This window comes from Haloarcula sp. Atlit-47R (genome assembly GCF_003665985.1).
GTDB classification, from domain to species: Archaea; Halobacteriota; Halobacteria; order Halobacteriales; family Haloarculaceae; genus Haloarcula; species Haloarcula taiwanensis.
This window is the reverse complement of sequence record NZ_QPLQ01000005.1, coordinates 182646-201486: the sequence shown is the minus strand read 5'-3', so window position 1 is coordinate 201486 and position 18841 is coordinate 182646. Positions and strand designations below refer to the sequence as shown.

The following is an 18841-nucleotide window of genomic DNA, read 5'->3' as shown; positions in this document are numbered from 1 at the left end:
TGAAGCTGATTACCGGAGATAGCCCAGCTCTTCCAGCTGTTTTTCGACATCATCATCAAGCGCCTGTCCGTCCTTCTGATCCTTCCGAACGCCCTTAGTTTCGAAGCTGTCGTAAACGGCTCCCAGAGACGATTCCTCGTCGTCTCGCGGATAGGACACCTGAGCGTTCTCTATCAGTATCGTTCGCGCCGTCGATCCGTGGTCGGCGACCTTTCTGACGCGGTCGCCGTCCTGTCGATAGACCGCTCGCCACGGGCCGCCGTATTTCGACCGGTCCTGACACGCTGCCGGTAACACTCGTTCCGGCTGTTCGAGACGGTGGGTCATGGCAATCGCATGATCGTCGACGGTGAACGATCCACGCTCGCCGTCGATCTCGTTTCTGACTACGTCGGGGAACCGGGTGAGGCTCGCGATCCGGTTCTCGACGACGCCGTCTGACTCGCCCGGCCGGCTAACGACGAGCGGGACGTGCGTCTGTACCTCGCTGATCCCCCAGCTGTGGTCCGCGACCTGAACACTGGGGTCGATACGACTTCGCTCGCCGAATCCCTCGCCATGGTCGCTTGTGATGACCAGCAGTGTTTCGTCTAGATCGCCTCGGTCCCTGAGCGCCGCTGTGAGGGACTCCATCGCGGCATCGAGTTGCCTGATACACCCGTCGTAGAGACTCTCCACCGCCCGGAGCTTCCACCAGTCCCCGTCGGTGGCAATCTCTCGTGACGGTGGGGCCGGCAGGGAATCGTGGAGGGCCTGTAACTCGTCGCCACCCCACTGATCGTACTCCGCGCCCGGCTCGTACGGGTAGTGTGCGCCCATCAGGTTGAGACACGCCGCCCATGGCCCGTTCCGGGACCCTGACCAGTCCAGAAACGAATCGATGTATTCAGTGGCTGACTCGTCTTCCGCCTCGGTTCCGCCGTCGTAATACTGGAAGTACAGCCCGTTGATCACCGACCGCAGCGGCGCATCGCTGTTGAAACACCGAGTGAGGTACTCGCGGTTCGTCTGATGCCCTTCGACATCTGAGGGTGCGATTCCCTCCTCAAAGTAGCGGTGACCCGGGTCCTGTCGCGGCCCGTCGACAGTCTGGAACGGTTCGACGAGGTTCGAGGAGACGCTGACGACGACGTTTGGGGTGAAGACACCCGTCTCATAGCCGTAGTCGTCCGCGAGCTCGCGCCAGATCGTGCTCTCCGGGTCCAGTTCCGATTCGTGCTTGGTCACGCCGTGCTCAGGGACGTGATAACCGGTAAAAATGCTCGCGTGGCTCGCAACGCTGTGAATACTCGGCGCACGCGCCTGTTCGTACACCTCTGCCTCGTCGGCGAACCGTTCGAGAAACGGCGTCGTCCGGGCACCGTACCCGTAGAGACTCATGTTTTTCGCCCGGACGCTATCGAGAATGACGAGGAGAACGTTCGGCGGATCCATTGTGTTGAGTGACCGGAGTGGCAATAATATGTCTTTCGTGAACTGCGGCGCGTAAAATACCGAGCGTGATCAATGCCAAAACGCCAGATATAACGGTTAACTCCACCACTGCTCCACCACCACTCATGCCGCGGGTTCTCGTCGGGCCGACCAAGGCGGATATGTCCAACGACGAATACGGGAAGAGCTACAATCTCTTGAATAATCTCTACGACGACGACTTTACTGTCGACACGTACACGCGGACGGTCTCCGACCGGCTTGACCCCGAAAACGTCACTGTGTACCCGCTCGGTGGCGCTAACCGGATCGCGTACTACGTGAAGTTGTACCGGACGCTTCTGGGAGATTTACGCACTGGTCCTGTAGACATATACCACCATATGAACCTTAGCTATCGGTGGTTCAATCCGCTTCTGGTTTCGGGCCTTCAGGGAGACGTCCCGATCGTCATCGGACCATGTCAGGCGGGACACGCGATTATGGCTGAGGAGTTCAACCGCATGGTCTCCTCGTGGGTGGGGTCGGATCTGCCGCGTCCACTTACGGACCCGCTACACGCGGCTGTCGACGCAACGCGTGACGCGGTTCTGGACCCGCCCCGGATGGAACTATTCGAGCGAACGCTGGAAGCCGCTGACCGGGTCGTCGTCGTCCACGAGGAAGCTCGGGACGTGTACGCCGAGTTGGTCGACGAGTCAAAGCTCCGGACGATCCCGCTCGGCGTGGATCCGGATCTCTTCGAGTACAGCGAGCCTGCCGACTCCAAGGTGCTCGTGGCTATCGGGAGTCTCAGGGAACGGAAGGGCTACGATATCCTGTTCGATGCACTTGACATAATCCGACAGGAGCATCCAGATGTCCATCTCAACATCTTCGGTGATGGGCCGCTGGAAGACGAACTGCACGAGCAGGTTGAGCACCTCGATCTGGAGGAGAACGTCACGTTCCACGGGTACGTCGACCAGTCAATCGTCCGGGAACACCTGTCGCAGGCGCGTGCCTTCATCCACCCGTCCCGGTCGGAGAGCTTCTCCCTCGTCCGTCTGGAAGCGATGTCAACCGGCTGTCCGGTGGTCGTCACCGATATATCCGGGGCGCGCGAGATGGTCCGCGACGGGGAGGAGGGCTTTGTCGTTCCGACAGAGTCACCGGAACCAATCGCAGACGCCGTCACCACCTTGCTCTCCGATTACGAACTCACGAAACATATAGCCAGACAGGCACGAGACCGTGTTGAGGAGAAGTACGACTGGCAGAAAATCGCGGAGGAGTACCTCGACCTGTACCGTTCGCTGTCTGGCTAAGGTCGCACCGACGTCTATCGCGTGCATCGAAAGGTCTTAAGCCGTCGACTGAGACGTTCGAGGTAAATATGGTCCTCGTAGTGCTGGGTATCGATGCACTCGACCCGGAACTAGTAGACTCGACGGCACATCCGAATTTGACGCTCGCTGATCACCACGCTATCGAGACGATCAGGAGCGTCGAGGGCGGCCCCAGCACGCACGAACTCTGGCCGACGATCATTACCGGCCTCAGGCCACCGGAACACGGGATCACGCTCGACAACGGCGTCGCCTGGGAGAACCCTGCCCTCCGATTCGGGAGCGCTGCCGCGGATTACCTCCTCCCGTCGGGGCTGCAGACGCGTCTCGGGGCGTGGCTACTGAATAACACCGAACAGGACGCGTTTCGGATCCCGGCGACGTATTACGAGGAGAACGGCCTGTCGACAGTGTTCGACGGCCGAGAGGCGGCACCAATCGGCATCCCGAACTACGTGATCGACCCGGACACCGAGGACCGCGAGCACAGCCTTCGGCGAAACCTCGGCGACCTCTTCGAGCGCGACCTCGAAGCGAAAGGCGGGCACTCGTCGACGGACCCGGCGCTGTTCTACGAGCAGTGCCTCGAAATGTCGATGGTTCGCCTCGCTCGCGCACGACGGGCGCTCAGAGGCGGCCGACACGAACTGGTGTTTGCATACACGAGCGGGCTCGACCTCGTCGGCCACGTCGCGTACGAACAGCCATCGCTGCAGGACCGCGCCTACGAGGAACTCGACGAGTTCGTCGGCGAGGTCCGTGACGACCTCGGTGACAACGACGAGCTACTGCTCGTCAGCGACCACGGTCTGCAGGACGGGGTCCACACCGACGAGGCGATGATTGCGGGGACCGACGCGGCCATGGTCGACGCGATCGAGAGCGTCGTCGACGTCCGTGCGGCCATCGAAGCAGAACTCGACGGGACCGACCACACGTCGACGCCGCAGGTGACGGCGTCGCACGACGGCGACCGGTCAGGGGAGGAAGTCAAGGAGCATCTCGAAGACCTCGGGTATATGTAGCTATGTCGGACGATCCAAACGTCTTGCTGGTCATCCTCGACAGCGCCCGGGCACAGAACCTCAGCGCCTACGGCCACGTCAACGAGACGACGCCGTTTCTGGACTCCTTTGCCGCGGAGCGGGCGACACTGTACGAGCAGGCCCGGGCCCCCGGTGCGCGGAGCGTCACGAGCCACGCGAGCATCTTCTCCGGTCTACACGTCGAAGAACACGGCGTCGTCTCGGCGGGCCACCGGCTGGACCCCTCGGCGTCGGTATTCTCGCAGTTGCGCGAGGACGGCTACGAAACGGGCGTGTTCACCGAGAACGACTGGCTGACGGCCGTCGATGTCGGACTCCGGGACGGGTTCGACGAGGTCGTCGGTGCACGGAACGTCCCGTTCCCGGGCGCAGTCAATCCCCACGAGTTCGTCTCGAACGAGGGGCGGGGCCAGTACGCGGAGTTCGTCAAACTCGCGCTGACAGACGACGCGCCGCTCCGGTCGCTGGCAAACGGTGTGGCGACGAAACTCCAGTCCGATTACAAGCGGCTCCTCCCGGACAGCGTCAGAGCGTCGACGCCGGCGGACGTCTACGTGGATTCGCTGCTGGACTGGAGCGACCGGCAGGAGGGGCCGTGGGCGGCGTGTCTCAACCTGATGGACGCACACATTCCGTACGAACCGATGCCCGAATACGACCAGTGGGGCGGCTCGGAGGCGTCGTCGCTGCAGGCCTCCTTCGAGGACCAGAAGTGGGACTTCAACGGCGGCCACCGGCCGTGGTGGCAAAAGAAGGCGGTGGAGTCGTTGTACGATGGGGCGATTCGCCAGATGGACGCGGAGCTCGAACGGTTGGTTTCGGCACTGGAACAGCGTGGCGAACTCGAAAACACCCTCCTCGTCATCACGAGCGACCACGGTGAAGGATTCGGCGAACGGAGCGACGTGCGGCCGGGCGTCCGGGTCGCAGAGCACGGCGTCACGATTCACGACAGCGTGCTCCACGTCCCGCTCATCGTGCGCCATCCGGGCCAGACCGAACCCCAACGGGTCGACGGTCCCGCGTCGCTGGTCGAATTTCCGCGGGTCGTGAATCGGCTTCGAGACGGAGACCGGCAGCCGGCCGGCTTCTGTCCTGACGGGCCGGTCCTCGCCACTGCGGTCGGCCTCGACGAACCGCTGCAGGAGCGTGCCGGTGCGTACGTCGACGACCTGTCGCCGTGGACTGCCACGTCGCGAGCGGTGTTCGAAGACGATAGCGAGGGCGTTGTCAAGTACTGTACTAGCCGCGACCACGCCGCCACAGTTGTCAGCCGCGACGCCCAGACGTCCTACAAGGTTTCCGACGACGGTGCGGAACACGTCGACCGTGCGTTCGAGTCGATAAAGGAACGCGACGTCAAGACGGCGGGCGAGGACTTCGACGACCTCGACGACAGGACATACCAGCGACTGGAGGACCTTGGCTACGTCTGACGGGCCGTGTCGACGCTCTCATACTCCCAGATCAGATCGAAGTAGCGCTGCATCCCAGCGACGAACGAGCCGTTGTCCGTGAGTGCGGCCTGCCGCATGTGGTTGGGAACGTCCGGCTCCTCGACCAGTAGAATCGCCTCACCGCTGTCGTAGTCCATGCTCGGATCGACGAGCGTCCCGCGCCAGGGGAGTTTCTCCGTGCTGAATCGCAGGTCGACAGCAGGGTACTCCGAGGCCAGTTGGTCGACGATGTCGGCCTGAACAGCAGCCTTCTCCGCTGGTAGCTCGTCGGGATGCAAGAAGAGAACGCTGACCTCGACTCCACGGTCGAGTGTCTCCGCCAGTGCGCGTTCGACGCTATCGAGGTAGGCGAAGCTATTGGTGATGACACGAAGCGTCGCTTCGGCGTCATCATACAGCCGGCGGGTCTCGCGTTCGCTTGGTTCGCCCACGTCGACGACGTGGAACAGTTCTGCCGTCGGCGAGATGTCTTCGCTTGCCCGTTCAAACCGTGGTTCGTACTCGGCGAGGAAGGCTTCGCGGTAGGAGTCGATGTCTGTGGCAAACGATTCGTATGATTGCCTGCGGTTCTCGACGGCCCGGTCGAGGATTTCGCCAGGCGATTTCGGCTGGTACTCTTTGGGACGGCCGGGAATCACCTTGATGAATCCGCGGTCGGAGAGCGACTCCAGCACGCCGTAGACGCGGGCCTTGGGGATGCTGCTCGCTTCCGCGAGATTCGGGGCCGTCGTTCGGCCGAGCGAGAGCAGCTGTTCCAGCGCTGTCGCCTCGTATTCGGTCAGCCCGACTAGGTCGAACACGTCCGCAGGGTCGCTCATACACGCTCATGTGTGGCAGGGAATGTAAAACGCGTCGCCCGCCGCCCAAATCTATTAGTGGGTGGCGGCGAGTAGTTACTCGCAGAGTGAGTAACATGACTGCGACATCCCAGACAGAGGAAGACGATCACCTGGCAGACATCGAAGACGGCTGTGGCTGTGCGGAGGTCTGGGAGCACATGAGCGAGCAGCGCAACGACTGACACGGCTGTTGTCAGCGCTTCCTGGCAGTCACCGCTTTTTTATCGGCGACTGCGAGAATCTGACCGAAAACCCGCACGCGGGCAGACCCGCATTTATTTGTCTTCGCGTGGATGACGTTGAGTCAATGGCCGACCGAGACGACGTCTGTATACTGTTGCCGACGTTCAACGAGGCAGAGACCATCGAGTCGGTCGTGTCCGGGTTTCGTGAGCAGGGCTTTACCAACGTTCTCGTCATTGACGGCGGCTCGACCGACGGAACACAGGAGGCTGCCGAGTCAGCCGGCGCGCGAGTCGTCGAACAGTCCGGCTCGGGGAAGGGGCAGGCCGTCAGAGAGGCGGTGACGCGTCACATCGAGCAGCCGTACGTCCTGATGGCCGACGGCGACGCGACCTATCGGCCCGACGAGGCGGACAGGCTACTCGAACCGCTGTTGTCAGGCCAGGCCGCCCACGTCATCGGAAACCGGTTTGCGGATATGCGACCCGGCGCGATGACGAAACTGAATCAGATCGGCAACCGCATCATTAACAGTGCCTTCGAAACGATTCACGGACGGGACCTCACCGATATCCTCTCCGGGTATCGAGCCTTTACGCGCCAGTCCTTCCAGCGGAGCTCGCTGACGGCTTCTGGCTTCGGTATCGAGACGGAGATGGCCGTCGAGTGTGTCAAACACAATATCTCGACGACGGTGGTGCCGATCACCTACCAGCCCCGGCCCGACGAGTCCGACACGAACCTCCGTCCGTTCCGGGACGGCGCGACAATCATCCTGACGCTGTACCAGATGGCAAAGACCAACAATCCACTGTTTTATTTTGGGAGCGTTGGCCTCGGGAGCACTGTGGTCGGGTTCCTCCTCGGCGCGTACGTGGCCTATGACTGGGTCGTTAACAGCATCTCACACGAGGTGATCGCAGTTGTCGGCTCGTTCGCCATTCTGCTGGGGATTCAGCTCCTCATGTTCGGCGTCCTGTCTGATATGCTCGTGGCGGTAAACCGCGAACAGACACGCCGTCTAGAGGACATTGCTGTCCAGCTCACACACGAGACCCGCGATCAGCCGGCGGACGTGTTCAACGACCAGCCGGTCGGTGACGCGGAGGGCACCGGAGAGAGTGATACAGAGACAACGCCAGCGGTCTCTCCGCACCAGCCCGACGAGTAGTTTAGAACGGGACCAGCGCGCGGAGCTGGGAGAGCAGACTGTTTCTGGTTGCTTCCCGTTTGCGCTCGAATATCGGATGGAGATCGTTGAGTAGCTCCTGCTCGTTGTCGAATTCCGTGGCGTTCGTCTCGTCAAGCGCCTCGGCGACGGTCATCGAGTGGCCCGACGCGTCGAACGGGACCGTGATGTGGCCGGCGGCGTCCCGGACCTCCCTCGCGGTCGCGGGATACTCGATGTCCACGTCCGACAGGCGGGCGTCGAGTGCCGCGATACCGAACTCGATGACGTCTGGCTCGTCGCTGTTATCGGCTGGTGGCCGTACTCCCATTGGTAAAGCGATGGGGCCGGGGGATAGAAAAGTCTGCGTTGTCCAGTCAGTTCTTGCACCCGGCCAGCCACTCCTCAGCCCAGTCCTCGATTTCGTCGAACACCGGACAGAGGGATTCACCCTTTGACGTGAGTCGGTAGTACGTCGCGACTGGCGCGTCTTCTTCGAGCCGTCGGTCGACAAAGTCCATCTCCTGGAGATCATCGAGGACCCGCGAGAGGGTACGAGAACTGGCATCGGTGGCCCGTTTGAGTTCGTTGAACCGCTGTTCGCCGTTCTGGAGTTCGTGGAGCACGACCAGTCGCCAGCGCGACCCGATCTGTTCCAGTGACTCGATGACGGCACACGGCCCGCTCTCCTCTTCCTCGTCCGCGGCAGTGAATACTTCAGATGACATCAGTGCTACCTGGTATCCCCATTGTCCGGGAACGTACAAATAGGTTCGGATACGAACCAAGTAACGTAATGAAACCACTAATCGCGGTTCGACAGTCTCGTAGCGAAACGACTCCGGCCATGGAGGTGAGCGCCTGATGGCGTTTGAGTCCGCCGGAGCGGGCGAGCTGTTCTTGCTGGGCCGACTCCTGTTCGGTGGGGTGCTTGCCTTCATGGGCCTGAACCACTTCCAGAACGCCGGCCAGATGACGCCCTACGCGGCGGCGAAAGGGCTCCCGGCACCCGCGGCGTCGGTCTACGGGAGCGGCGGATTGCTCCTCGTCAGCGGCGTCCTCGTCATCCTCGGCGCGTACCCCGTCATCGCGGCCGGGGCGCTGGCGACGTTCCTCGTCGCTTCCGCCGTCATGATGCACAACTTCTGGGCGGTCCCGGACGAGCAGGTACAGGACGAGATGACGCAGTTCCTCAAGAACATCGCCCTCGCCGGCGGCGCGCTGTCGCTGCTTGCGGTAGCTGGTACGTCGTGGCCGTACAGCGTCGGCCTGTCTATGTTCTGAGGTCCCGCGTCTACCACAGTCGGTTGCCTTCGCCCAGCACCATCAGTCACTGTTGGCGAGTGACACCTGTCGCCATCCATAAGCCGTCGCGTACCCGAACTGTGCGTGAATGATGCAGTCGCTGCCGACGCCGGCCATGCCCGCGTGGCTCCCATGGCAGGAAGCGGTCGTCCTCGTCGTGGTGCTTGTCATCCTTCTTGCCGTCCGCCGACTCTCGGGTGTACGACTGGGCGATGGTGTACGGGCGCGACTCCTGCTTGGGGTCCCGTGGGGGACGCTGGTGACAATTGCGGGTGTCACGGCGGTGTACCTGTTCCTGCAGGGCGCATGGTGGCACCCGCGGGACCCGCTTGTGACCCCGTTCCGGACGTGGTCGTACTTCTACCCGTTCGGGATGCTCACGGGGGCGTTCACTCACGGCAGTCAGGGCCACATCACGGGCAACCTCATGGGCACACTGGTGTACGGAACGGTCGCGGAGTACGTCTGGGGCCACTACCCTCGCAAGCGGGGTGTCCAGACCTTCACGTCGCTTCGGACGAACCCGTTTGCCAGGATTCTGGTTGTTCCCGTCGCCATGTTCGTCGTGGGTGTGTTCTCCGCGGTGTTCGCTATCGGGCCGATTGTGGGCTTTTCCGGCGTGGTGTTTGCCATTGCCGGGTTCGCGCTCGTGACGCGGCCGACGCTGTTTCTCGGTGCATTTCTCGGAACCCGCGTGCTCGACCTCCTGTATTCGGCACTCCGATATCCGGTGTCGACGGCCGCTGGCCAGACCCGGTTTGTGACGCCGTGGTGGTCGAACATCGCTATCCAGGGGCACGCTATCGGCATACTCGCAGGCGTCGTCGTGGCGCTCGCGTTGCTTCGGAGCCGGGACGAACACCCGGACATGTTGCGGGTGTTCTTTGCGACGCTCGTGTTCGCCGTCGCACAGGGCCTCTGGGCGGTGTACATCCCGCTCGGCAGCGGCCGGTTTCGGTTGTTCCGCTGGGCTGGGACGGCACTGGTGTTTCTCCTCGCGCTCGTCGTCGCCGCCGCGACCGTCGGCTCTGACCGGCGCCTTCGCCCGTCGTTCGACCGCCACCCGGCATCACTCGCAGTGATAGTGCTGCTCGTCGTCCTCGGTGCACTGAGTCTCGCTGCCGTCCCGACGAACGTCGTCGACCTGCAAGCGGACCAGCTCCCCGAAGACGGCATCGAGGTCAGAGACTACGTGGTGGCCTATGACGAGAACGTTCCGAACGCGTACTTCGAGAGTATCTGGGTGCCTACGCAGCAAGCGGAGACAACCGTCAACGCCAGCGGCGTCATCGTCGCTAGTGCAGAGCGGGAGGTCTGGATCGCCGCCGTCCAGCCGGGTCAGCTCGCAGTTAACGGCAAGGAGCGTGTCACGGTCGGTGGCTCGACCTGGCGTGAATCGGTGTACGCGAACCGGACGGACTGGTCGGTGCTTGGCAATGCCAGCGTCTACCGGGTTCAGCTCAGGCGCGAGAGGGGCCAGTCTCGGACCGCGTACACCTCGGAGCCATCGACGGCGGACGTGATACTCGACGGGCGGAACGTGACCGTGGCGGCCCGGCAGAACGGATTCGACGTGGTCGTAACACGGGGGAATGAAACGGTCGGGCAAGCACCGCTTCCGGCGAACATGACGCGGACGCGAATCGGCGGGCTGACCTTCGAGCGGAACCGCTCGCGGCTGTACGCGGGGACAGATGGGACTCGTGTGAAGATTGCGGAGCGCCGCCAGCAAGCGGCCTAGGTCCAGTCGATGCGGTACACTTCTGCGGTAATCGCCTGACGGTCCGATTCGTGGAACTCGAACTGTCGCGGCAGGTCGAACTCCGTCTCGAAGGCATGGGTCACTTCGCCGCCGTTGTCCCCGGCGAAGGATTCGACGAACGACTGGCTTCCGTCGTTGTGAATCGAGTACGACACGGCTGCGATGGACGCAGCAGTTTCGAGGAACCGTCGGTCGGCGTGTTCGTTGTCCGACTGCGCGCCGAAGGGCGGGTTCATCACGACGGTCGTTTCCTCGACAGGCGGGGACAGCGGAGCGGTGGTGGCATCTGCCCGAACCCACGACACTGGGGTCGTCGAACCGACCTTCCGCTCGTTTTTGCGCGCCGTCGACAGCGGCGCGGGGTCGATGTCCAGCCCCACAACCCGCGCCGGCGACCGCAACGCTGCACCCAGCGCCAACATCCCGGTGCCACAGCCCAGATCGACGACCATCCGTCCCTGAATGTCGCCTTGAAGATCCGCAGTATGGACCAGATGGGCCGCCAGATTCGGCGGAGTCCGGTACTGTTCGAGACTGGCCCGCGGATTGTCGAATCCGGCGACAACGGCGAGTTGCTGGGCGAGCGCACTCTTTGTCGGCATTACCTGAAATACGCAGAAATCATTCAAAAACGTTTGGAAATGCCCACTGGTTATGCTACCGGGAGCGTAACGACGAACTCGCTGCCGCCGAGGTCGCTGTCTTCGACCCAGATGTCGCCGCCGTAGTTGTTGACCATCACCGACACGAAGTACAATCCGAACCCTGTCCCCGTCGACTCGGGTCCACGCTCTCCCTTCTCGAAGATTGCCTCACGCTCTGCGGGCGGTATCCCGGGTCCGTCGTCAGCGATGCGAAGATGGACCATCGAGCCGACGCGGTCCGTCGTCACCTCGATTGTGGTGCCTGGACCGCCGTGCTCGACAGCGTTCGTCAAGATATTTCCGACGACATCGTCGAGGAGGTCGTCAGCCACGACCACGGTATCGCCATGGATGTCTGTTCTGAGCGTACAGTCTTCAGCCATTGAAACCGCTTTTTTCGTTGCCCCTTCGACGACCGGCCCTAATTCTATCGTCTCTGCCTCGGTCAGCTCATCGTCTGACATCGTGCTCAGGACGCTCCGGACCTTCTGTGTGAGGTCGACGATGTCCTGACTCCAGTCCAGAATCGTCTCGGCGTAGGCCGCCTGTGTCCCAGTAAGTGCATCTGCCAGCGTTTCTGCGCGCGCCTCGATGACTGTCATCCCGTTGAGGATGTCGTGCCTGAGAATACTGTTGAAAAACTCCATTTGCTCTTCGCGGCGCTTGAGATCCGTGATGTCCGTCCCCTCGACGATTACCTTCTGGACGGTCCCGTCGACCATTACCGGCCGGGCCACGACGGCGGTCGAGATACGCTGGCCGTCTGCACCGACATGCTCGGCCTCGAACCTGACCATCTCGCCCTCACTCGCCCGCTCAACAGCGTTCTGGCAACGGCACGCTACTTCGTCACTGTGGTTCCACCAGGGCGTTTCCCAGAACAGTTCCCCGAGGACGGCGTCGTCATCGGCGTCGATGAATCCGAGGGCTGTTGTGTTCGCCCTGAGAAGGTTTCCGTCAGCGTTGAGAATACCGATGAACGTCTCCGGTGAGTTGAACGTCGCTTCCAGCAGTCGCTGGCTCTGCTCGCGTGTATCAACAGCTAGCTCGCGTTCGATCTCTGCTTCGACCCACTGCGTGAGATGTTCGAACAGCGTCTGCTGCCAGTCCGAGAACTCCGAAATCGACTCGCTGTCGTTGACGAAACACAGCGTTCCGTACTCCGCCCCGTCCGCCCGCAACGTCGCGCCGACGTAGGCCTCTAGTCCGAACCGCTCGTAGGCAGGGTCAGTCGCCATTTCCTCACTTGCGTTGGTGACTATGTACATCCCGGATTCGCTGAGGGTGTGTCTACAGTACGTCTCGGAACGTGGTGTCTCGTCACCCGCCGTAATCGTGGATTGTAGACCGCTACTGGCGACGATTTCGTGGCTGTCGCCAGCGATCACTGCGATGTGTCCGTTCGGAAACCCGAGGTGTTCTCGACCGACGGCCAAAACTGGCTCGACGCGCTCCCGAAACGAGGTTCCGCTGGCCGCCATCGCCGCAGTGAGGTCCTGCATAGCCGCAAGATAGCGATCCTGTTCTTCCGGGTCGCTACCCTCGGCACCGTCCAGCGGATCATTCATAGCCGGAGACTCGACCTCCCCGGAATTGAACATTCGGCCCCGTTTCTCAGAAGCTGAAATGCGGCTGACCGGTAACAGTGTGGCAATCGATTCCCTCTACGGAGTCGCGTGTGGGAGTTCGATATAAAACGCTGCGCCACCAAGGTCGCTGTCCTCGACCCAGACATCGCCACCGTAGCTCCGGACCATCGTGTCCACGAAGTAGAGCCCGAAGCCGGTGCCGCCGGACTCAGAGCCCTTCTCGCCGCGCTCGAAGATGCGCCGGGCCTCGCTGCTCGGAATGCCGTCCCCGTCGTCGGCGAGACAGACTGTGACAACCCCGTCCTCGACCCTCGTCGTCACATCGATGGTCACATCGGCACCACCGTGTTCGACTGCGTTGAGAAAGAGGTTCGCGAACACGTCGTCGAGCAGTTCGTCGGCGACGACGGTAACGGCCTCCGATTCGACGGTGACAGTACAGTCGTCACCGACCGACCGGGCGCGCTCCGCCGCGGCCGTGAGGACGGCCTGTAGCTCCCGGTGTTCGTGGCTTCGCCCGTCCTCGTCGGTGACCGTCTCCAGCACTGACCGGACCTTCTCCGTGAGGTCGATCAGGTCGTCGCTCCACTGGACGATGGTCGACGCGTACTCGCGTTCCTGGCTGTCGAGCGTGTCTTCGAGGAGTTCGCCGCGTGCCCGAATGACGTTCATCCCGTTGAGGATATCGTGTTGCAGGATGCTGTTGAAGAAGTCCATCTGGTCTGTCTGGCGCTGAATCGCACGCTGCTGGCGGCTCCTGACGACTGCGTACCGGAGTGCCCTCACGAGTCGGTCACCGTCCAGATCCGCTTTCGGCAGATAGTCCTGTGCGCCGCGGTTGATCGCTTCGATAGCCATCTCCCGGTCCTGCATGCCCGTGAGAACGATGATCGGCACTCCCCTGACCATCTCGGTTGCCCGGTCGAGTGTCGCGAGCCCTGTTGACTCGGGGAGTCCGAGGTCCAGCAGCACCACGTCGTAGGCTGTGTCCGGCTGTTCACCGACCGGCGCCAAGGACTCGACGTGGGAAATCGTCACGTCATCGACGAAGTGCGCTACGGCTGGCGAGTTCAGGTGATGCTCGACGAGCTGAGCGTCGCCCGGATTGTCTTCGACGAGGAGCACGTTGAGGTGTATCGTCTCAGTCATCGTCATTTCGGTGGCCGCTTGACTACCGTGAGGAAGAACTCCTCGACGCTGCTCACGATGTCGACGAAGCCGTCGAAGTCGACTGGCTTCGTCAGATAGGCGTTCGCGTGGAGGTCGTACGATTCGATGATGTCTTCCTCCGCCTCAGAACTGGTCAACACGACGACCGGAATCCGCCGAAGCGACTCGTCGTCTTTCATCTCTTCGAGGACCTCTTGCCCTCCTTTACGTGGCATATTGAGGTCGAGTAACAACAGATCAGGCCGCGGTGCGTCGTCGTACTCGCCTTCCTGACGGAGGAACGCCAGTGCCTCGACACCGTCGTTGACGACGTGCAGGTTGTTCAGCACCTTGCCCTTCTCCAGCGCTTTCTCGGTCAGCTTGACATCGCCGGGATTGTCCTCCGCCAGTAGAATCTCCACCGGCCGTCCCTCGCTGGATTCAGTCATCGCCGCACACCTCCGTTACCGCGGGCAACGTAAACTTGAACGTCGCGCCGTCGTCCGACGGTTCGACCCAGATGCGTCCGTCGTGGCGCAGGACAATTCGCTGGCAGACGGCTAGCCCGATGCCGGTTCCTTCCGTGTCGTGGGCTCCGGCCCGGTGGAAGATGTCGAACACCTCCTCGCGGTCCGCCGCCGGAATCCCCGGCCCGTTGTCCGAGACGGTGAACACAACATCGTCGTCATCTCTGTCTGCGCTGACCTCGATACGTGGCTCCATGCCGGCTTCCACGGCGTACTCGATAGCGTTTTCCAGTAGATTCTGGAATACCTGCCCGACCTGGTTCGGATCGGCTTCGACGGGTGGCAGTGCCCCCACTGTGATTGTCGCGTCTACCTCTTCTATTCGCATCTGTAAGGCGTCCAGCGTCCGGTCGATCACCGCCTCCGGGTCCGTCTCCTCGAACTCGCCCGAGGTTGTCTCGACCCGCGAGTACCGGAGCAGGGCATTGACCATCTCCTGCATTCGGCGAGCCCCGTCGATGGCAAAGGCCATGTACTCGGCGGCCTCGTCATCAAGCTCGTCGCCGTATTCGCTGTCCAGCAGGTCCACGTAGCTTGATACCATCCGGAGGGGCTCCTGCAGGTCGTGTGAGGCGATGTAGGCGAACTGCTGGAGCGCCTCGTTCGACCGTTCGAGTTCCGTCTGCTTTGATTTGAGTCGCGTCTCCCGTTCGACCCGGTCAAGCGCTGCGGCCCCAGTACTCGCAAGAATATCGAGCAAGAACCGGTCGTGGCTGTCGAAGGATTCGACAGTCGGCGAGCCGATACACAGCATCCCGTAGTCCTCGAGCGGGAGAAACAGCACCGTCCGCAACGATGCCTGTGGCGATGACGGGTTCGATAGCGCCTGATAGTCCTCGACGACGGTCGGACTACCATCGTGGAACAGGCGGTTCTCGTCGCTTTCGGGACCCATCGGTGGGAGATCCGACGCTGCCTCCACCGCCGCGAAGTCGACCGCTTCGTCCGTCGCACCAATCGGATAGAGGGTGTCGTCGTCACTGTCGTAGGACCACATCGCTGCCAGTGGCTGGTCGATGATGCGCTGTGCGATCTGTGTCACCGTGTCCGCGACCGCCTGCTCCGTGCGGGTGTACAGCAGTTCATTCGTCGCTTCGCTGAGTGTTTCGATGCGCGCCTCACGCTGTTTGAGGTCAGTGATGTCGCGGGCGACGCTGACGACCTGCGTCAGTTCTCCGTCATCGCCGAACACTGGCCGATACCACGTCTCGAAGACGAGGCCATCCACTTTCTGTGTCACGCGGACCTCTTCGCCGTCCAGCGCTTGCTCGACAGCGGCGACGATGTCCGGATACTGGCCGTACGCCTCGAACACCGAGACGCCTTCGAGTTCGCCGGGTTCTAAACCGAGTTCGGCCAGTCCCTTCCCGGCCGAGTAGGTGAAGACGCCATCGGAGTCGAGAGTGAACACAACGACCGGAAGGTTCTCGATCAGCGTCTGGAGTTGCTGGCTCCGTTCAGTATTTTTGCGTTCCTGTCGCCGGATTTCGGTCACATCGTGAATGAACGCCACAACACGAGTTACGTCGTCGATAACGGCGCGCTCGAGCAACACTTCGACCCGCCGGCTCTCCCCATCCGGACCCTCTGTCGTCCACTCGACCTGTGTCGACCCCGACGTGGCTGCCTCCGCAATCAGGGCGTTTGCGTCCGCCGTCGAGAACCCCGGCGGGCTGAACTCGCCGACGTGCATCCCGACGACATCCGCCGGGGGACATCCGAGCAACGCGCCCGCTGCCTCGTTAGCCCTGACAACAGTCCCAGTGTCGGCGTCGTGGATCATAATCGGGTCCGGGTTCACCTCGAAAACGTCGCGGAAAAGAGTAGTGTCCTCCGTAGAAGCCATACAGAGATTCGGCTGGCGGAATATAAGACTGTATTCCCGCCGTTCTCAGGTCTGAGAACGCTACCAGGTGCCGTGGAAGGTGTCGAACTCCAGGGATTCTAGCGGCTTCTCGCCGATGGCAATCTCGTACTCTCCGGGGGTGAGCATCGGCTTCTTGAACTGCGGGCCGTCGTCGGTCGTGATGCGCGGACAGCCGGTGTTGACGTAGGCGTCCATCCCGAAGTTCGTCAGCCGGTCCGGTGTCACCTCATCCATGGTGATGAGGTATGCGTTCTCGTTGTTCTCGACGATTTCCTGGGCCTTGTCCCAGCGGCCCTGCCCGATTTTGGTACAGAAGATAACCCCCCAAGACTCGGCGTCCATCGCGCGGTGGACCGCGCCGTAGCGCTGCTTCATGAACTTCTCCGTGTCAGCGACGGTAACGACGTTGTTGACCGGGTCCGCGATGACGACGTGCTTCTCAGGGTGTTCCATCGCCAGCCCGAGCGGGTGGAACTTCCCGCCACCGACGTACAGCATCTGGTCGGCGTCCACGTCGGCGCTGGCGTAGTTACAGCCAAGCACCTGCCCCTCGTGGGTCAGCCGCTCGTCGCCGCGGCGCGTGTGGACCGTGTAGCCGCGCTCCTCTAGCCACTCGCGCATCTCCTCGAACTTGTTCATGTGCTGGGCCGTCGTCACCAGCCCCACGTCGGGGTCCTCTTCGGGGTCGGCGAGTTGCTCCTCACGGGCCTGCTCCATGATGGGGAAGACGTCGACGTTGGAGAACAGCGGCACGTAGATAATCTTGTCAGACTCCTTCATCGGTGAGTGACCGAAGTGGACGAACACGTCCGTCCGGCGCATCATGTACGTATCGAGGTCACAGGCCCCATAACAGGGCTGGCCCGAGAGCAACACCGTCACGTCGTCAGGCAGTTCCTCGCGGAGGTCGTCGGCCACGGCCGGGCCGCGGCGTTTCAGTCCCTCGGGGAACTGCAGGCCCACCTTCTCTGCGTCGCGCTCCTCGACAGCTTCGATGATTCGGTCGAGCTCGTAATCCCACTCGCGGTCGTGTTTGAGCGACAGTCCGGTGTTCCGGAGGTCGCCGTCAGTCCGCTCTTGACTCATTGAAACCCTGTACCCGTTCGAGCGTCATAACCCCCGTGTTTCGATGAGCGGGCAGTCACCTCATGATCTCGGCGAGTCGGCGCTCGACACGCTCGACGTTCTCCTCTAAGTCCCGGGCCATCTGATGTTGGGTTTCGTTTTCGTCAGCCAGCTCGTCGATGGACGCAGACACCTCGGCGGCACGCTGGGCGATTTCGTCGATCATGCTGGCGATTTCCTCGGCACTTGCGGCCTGGTCGTCAGTCGCCGCCGCAACCTCGCCGATGCCCTGTTCGGTTTCCGACGCGGCGTCGAGAATGGCCTCCTGATTGTCAAGCACCGTCTCGAGGTCAGTGAGCGCCTGCTGGATCGCGTCCGTCGTTTCCTCGACGTTTTCGGCGGTGTCGTCGGCCATTTCGCGGACCTCCCCCACGATACGCTCGACCTCGTCGGCGTGCTGCTTGGACTCGTCGGCCAGTTCCTTGATCTCGTCGGCGACGACCGCGAACCCGTCGCTGTCGCTGTTGCTCCGCGCAGCTTCGATGTTGGCGTTCAGTGCCAGCATGTTCGTCTGGTCCGCGATGTCGTTGATGACCTCGACAAACTCGTCGATTTCTTCGATGTGGCCCCGGAGCTCCGCCGAGTCCGACGCGACCTGTTCGGCGGACTCAGTCGCATCCTCGACGCGTTCGATGGTTTCCTCGGCTGTTTCGACGGATTCCTCGGCGAGTTCCCTGGCCTCACCGCTCTGGCTGCTCACTTCCTCGGCGCTGGAGGCGATTTCCTCGACGGTGGCGCTGAATCCGGAGACCTCGGACTGGACCTCGTCGAGATTGTCGGACTGCTCTCCGGCCATCTCCTTGATCTCGTCGGACTGCTCGGTAACGGCTGCGGCGGAGTCGCTGATTTCGCTGACCGCCGACTCGACGTCTGTCGCCATCTGTGACTGGAGGTTCTGGAGCGCTTCGCGCTGTTCAACGATATCGCTGAAATCGATCAGTAACTCCAGTGCTCCGATAGCCTCCCCGCCGGGACCCATGAGTGGGACAGCAACCGCCCGCGCGTGGGCCATCGTCCCGTCGGGCCGCTCGGCGGAGCGGAACTCGTCCTCGCGGACTGGCTCCCCTGTCCTGATGACCTCCTGAGCGAGCGTCTCGTCTTGACCTTCTGTGCCAAACACATCGTAGGCGTTCATCCCGACCGCCTCACTCGCCGGAAGGCCGAGAATGTTTGCCACTGCTTGATTCCAGTGTGTGATATCGCCGTCCGCATCAACCACGAACGCCGGCTCGGGTAAATCCGCGACAAGCGACTCGAACGCATGGAGCCAGAACTCTCCGCTGTTGTCCATTGACTCTGGTAGTAGACCGCTTTCAGGTGCAGTTTCCGCCATTGTGGGTGATATCTCGGAAACGGATATACCGTTTTCGACCGATTATGCGAGTTGATAACTGGATTGGGTCGCCTTTCCCGCGGGT

General features: G+C 62.1%; 17 protein-coding genes. 6 read left to right on the top strand and 11 right to left on the bottom strand.

Annotation, left to right across the window (positions count from 1 at the left end):
• Positions 1–9: 9 nt before the first annotated feature.
• On the bottom strand, positions 10–1434 hold the full coding sequence (locus tag DVK00_RS17945; RefSeq protein ID WP_101349815.1) for a sulfatase-like hydrolase/transferase: 1425 nt from the start codon (positions 1432–1434) through the stop codon (positions 10–12).
• Between the two features lie 125 nt (positions 1435–1559).
• Between DVK00_RS17945 and DVK00_RS17940 the strand changes: the two genes are divergently transcribed.
• The 3 genes from DVK00_RS17940 to DVK00_RS17930 all read left to right on the top strand — a co-directional run bounded on the left by DVK00_RS17940 (position 1560) and on the right by DVK00_RS17930 (position 5244).
• The gene (locus tag DVK00_RS17940; protein ID WP_101349816.1) at positions 1560–2741 is read left to right on the top strand and encodes a glycosyltransferase; all 1182 of its coding nucleotides are present in this window, start codon (positions 1560–1562) and stop codon (positions 2739–2741) included.
• A gap of 68 nt (positions 2742–2809) precedes the next feature.
• Positions 2810–3787 carry an alkaline phosphatase family protein gene (locus DVK00_RS17935; protein ID WP_101349817.1) on the top strand — a complete coding sequence of 326 codons (978 nt, stop codon included), beginning with the start codon at positions 2810–2812 and terminating at the stop codon, positions 3785–3787.
• A 2-nt stretch (positions 3788–3789) separates the two neighbouring features.
• Positions 3790–5244, top strand: a complete 1455-nt coding sequence (locus DVK00_RS17930) for a sulfatase (protein ID WP_101349818.1) — start codon at positions 3790–3792, stop codon at positions 5242–5244.
• Here the strand turns inward: DVK00_RS17930 and DVK00_RS17925 are convergent.
• Positions 5235–6083, bottom strand: a complete 849-nt coding sequence (locus DVK00_RS17925; protein ID WP_101349819.1) for a TrmB family transcriptional regulator — start codon at positions 6081–6083, stop codon at positions 5235–5237. The two genes, DVK00_RS17930 and DVK00_RS17925, sit on opposite strands and share 10 nt — an antisense overlap.
• 328 nt (positions 6084–6411) lie before the next feature.
• Between DVK00_RS17925 and aglJ the strand changes: the two genes are divergently transcribed.
• The gene (gene aglJ, locus DVK00_RS17920; protein ID WP_121537661.1) at positions 6412–7458 is read left to right on the top strand and encodes an S-layer glycoprotein N-glycosyltransferase AglJ; all 1047 of its coding nucleotides are present in this window, start codon (positions 6412–6414) and stop codon (positions 7456–7458) included.
• Position 7459: 1 nt separating this feature from the next.
• On the opposite strand, the gene DVK00_RS17915 is transcribed toward aglJ, so the two are convergent.
• Positions 7460–7786 (bottom strand): hypothetical protein, encoded by a 327-nt coding sequence (locus DVK00_RS17915; protein WP_101349821.1) that lies wholly within the window; start codon positions 7784–7786, stop codon positions 7460–7462.
• Between the two features lie 46 nt (positions 7787–7832).
• Complete coding sequence (locus tag DVK00_RS17910; RefSeq protein ID WP_101349822.1) at positions 7833–8183, bottom strand: helix-turn-helix domain-containing protein; 351 nt, start codon at positions 8181–8183, stop codon at positions 7833–7835.
• Positions 8184–8319: 136 nt separating this feature from the next.
• Here DVK00_RS17910 and DVK00_RS17905 point away from each other — a divergent pair, with 136 nt between their 5' ends.
• On the top strand, positions 8320–8739 hold the full coding sequence (locus DVK00_RS17905) for a DoxX family protein (RefSeq protein ID WP_101349823.1): 420 nt from the start codon (positions 8320–8322) through the stop codon (positions 8737–8739).
• A 109-nt stretch (positions 8740–8848) separates the two neighbouring features.
• Positions 8849–10501 (top strand): rhomboid family intramembrane serine protease, encoded by a 1653-nt coding sequence (locus DVK00_RS17900; RefSeq protein WP_101349824.1) that lies wholly within the window; start codon positions 8849–8851, stop codon positions 10499–10501.
• On the opposite strand, the gene DVK00_RS17895 is transcribed toward DVK00_RS17900, so the two are convergent.
• The 7 genes from DVK00_RS17895 to DVK00_RS17865 all read right to left on the bottom strand — a co-directional run bounded on the left by DVK00_RS17895 (position 10498) and on the right by DVK00_RS17865 (position 18714).
• The gene (locus DVK00_RS17895) at positions 10498–11124 is read right to left on the bottom strand and encodes an METTL5 family protein (RefSeq protein WP_101349825.1); all 627 of its coding nucleotides are present in this window, start codon (positions 11122–11124) and stop codon (positions 10498–10500) included. The genes DVK00_RS17900 and DVK00_RS17895 overlap by 4 nt on opposite strands.
• Positions 11125–11174: 50 nt before the next feature.
• The gene (locus tag DVK00_RS17890) at positions 11175–12734 is read right to left on the bottom strand and encodes an ATP-binding protein (RefSeq protein WP_101349826.1); all 1560 of its coding nucleotides are present in this window, start codon (positions 12732–12734) and stop codon (positions 11175–11177) included.
• 96 nt (positions 12735–12830) lie between these two features.
• Complete coding sequence (locus tag DVK00_RS17885) at positions 12831–13904, bottom strand: ATP-binding protein (protein WP_101351418.1); 1074 nt, start codon at positions 13902–13904, stop codon at positions 12831–12833.
• A 2-nt stretch (positions 13905–13906) separates the two neighbouring features.
• A complete protein-coding gene (locus DVK00_RS17880; RefSeq protein WP_121512473.1) occupies positions 13907–14353 on the bottom strand; it encodes a response regulator in 447 nt (148 codons plus the stop codon).
• Entirely contained in the window at positions 14346–16277 is a 1932-nt protein-coding gene (locus DVK00_RS17875; protein WP_121578132.1) for an ATP-binding protein, read from the bottom strand. Before DVK00_RS17875 ends, DVK00_RS17880 begins: the two co-directional genes overlap by 8 nt.
• Before the next feature lie 60 nt (positions 16278–16337).
• Positions 16338–17384 (bottom strand): diphthamide biosynthesis enzyme Dph2, encoded by a 1047-nt coding sequence (gene dph2 / locus DVK00_RS17870; protein WP_101349829.1) that lies wholly within the window; start codon positions 17382–17384, stop codon positions 16338–16340.
• A 55-nt stretch (positions 17385–17439) separates the two neighbouring features.
• The gene (locus DVK00_RS17865; protein WP_121537665.1) at positions 17440–18714 is read right to left on the bottom strand and encodes a methyl-accepting chemotaxis protein; all 1275 of its coding nucleotides are present in this window, start codon (positions 18712–18714) and stop codon (positions 17440–17442) included.
• Positions 18715–18841 lie beyond the last annotated feature (127 nt).

Coding starts and splice junctions, on each gene's coding strand:
- DVK00_RS17945 (WP_101349815.1), bottom strand. CDS start 1,434: ATGGATCCGCCGAACGTTCTCCTCGTCATTCTCGATAGCGTCCGGGCG.
- DVK00_RS17940 (WP_101349816.1), top strand. CDS start 1,560: ATGCCGCGGGTTCTCGTCGGGCCGACCAAGGCGGATATGTCCAACGAC.
- DVK00_RS17935 (WP_101349817.1), top strand. CDS start 2,810: ATGGTCCTCGTAGTGCTGGGTATCGATGCACTCGACCCGGAACTAGTA.
- DVK00_RS17930 (WP_101349818.1), top strand. CDS start 3,790: ATGTCGGACGATCCAAACGTCTTGCTGGTCATCCTCGACAGCGCCCGG.
- DVK00_RS17925 (WP_101349819.1), bottom strand. CDS start 6,083: ATGAGCGACCCTGCGGACGTGTTCGACCTAGTCGGGCTGACCGAATAC.
- aglJ (WP_121537661.1), top strand. CDS start 6,412: ATGGCCGACCGAGACGACGTCTGTATACTGTTGCCGACGTTCAACGAG.
- DVK00_RS17915 (WP_101349821.1), bottom strand. CDS start 7,786: ATGGGAGTACGGCCACCAGCCGATAACAGCGACGAGCCAGACGTCATC.
- DVK00_RS17910 (WP_101349822.1), bottom strand. CDS start 8,183: ATGTCATCTGAAGTATTCACTGCCGCGGACGAGGAAGAGGAGAGCGGG.
- DVK00_RS17905 (WP_101349823.1), top strand. CDS start 8,320: ATGGCGTTTGAGTCCGCCGGAGCGGGCGAGCTGTTCTTGCTGGGCCGA.
- DVK00_RS17900 (WP_101349824.1), top strand. CDS start 8,849: ATGATGCAGTCGCTGCCGACGCCGGCCATGCCCGCGTGGCTCCCATGG.
- DVK00_RS17895 (WP_101349825.1), bottom strand. CDS start 11,124: ATGCCGACAAAGAGTGCGCTCGCCCAGCAACTCGCCGTTGTCGCCGGA.
- DVK00_RS17890 (WP_101349826.1), bottom strand. CDS start 12,734: ATGAATGATCCGCTGGACGGTGCCGAGGGTAGCGACCCGGAAGAACAG.
- DVK00_RS17885 (WP_101351418.1), bottom strand. CDS start 13,904: ATGACTGAGACGATACACCTCAACGTGCTCCTCGTCGAAGACAATCCG.
- DVK00_RS17880 (WP_121512473.1), bottom strand. CDS start 14,353: ATGACTGAATCCAGCGAGGGACGGCCGGTGGAGATTCTACTGGCGGAG.
- DVK00_RS17875 (WP_121578132.1), bottom strand. CDS start 16,277: ATGGCTTCTACGGAGGACACTACTCTTTTCCGCGACGTTTTCGAGGTG.
- dph2 (WP_101349829.1), bottom strand. CDS start 17,384: ATGAGTCAAGAGCGGACTGACGGCGACCTCCGGAACACCGGACTGTCG.
- DVK00_RS17865 (WP_121537665.1), bottom strand. CDS start 18,714: ATGGACAACAGCGGAGAGTTCTGGCTCCATGCGTTCGAGTCGCTTGTC.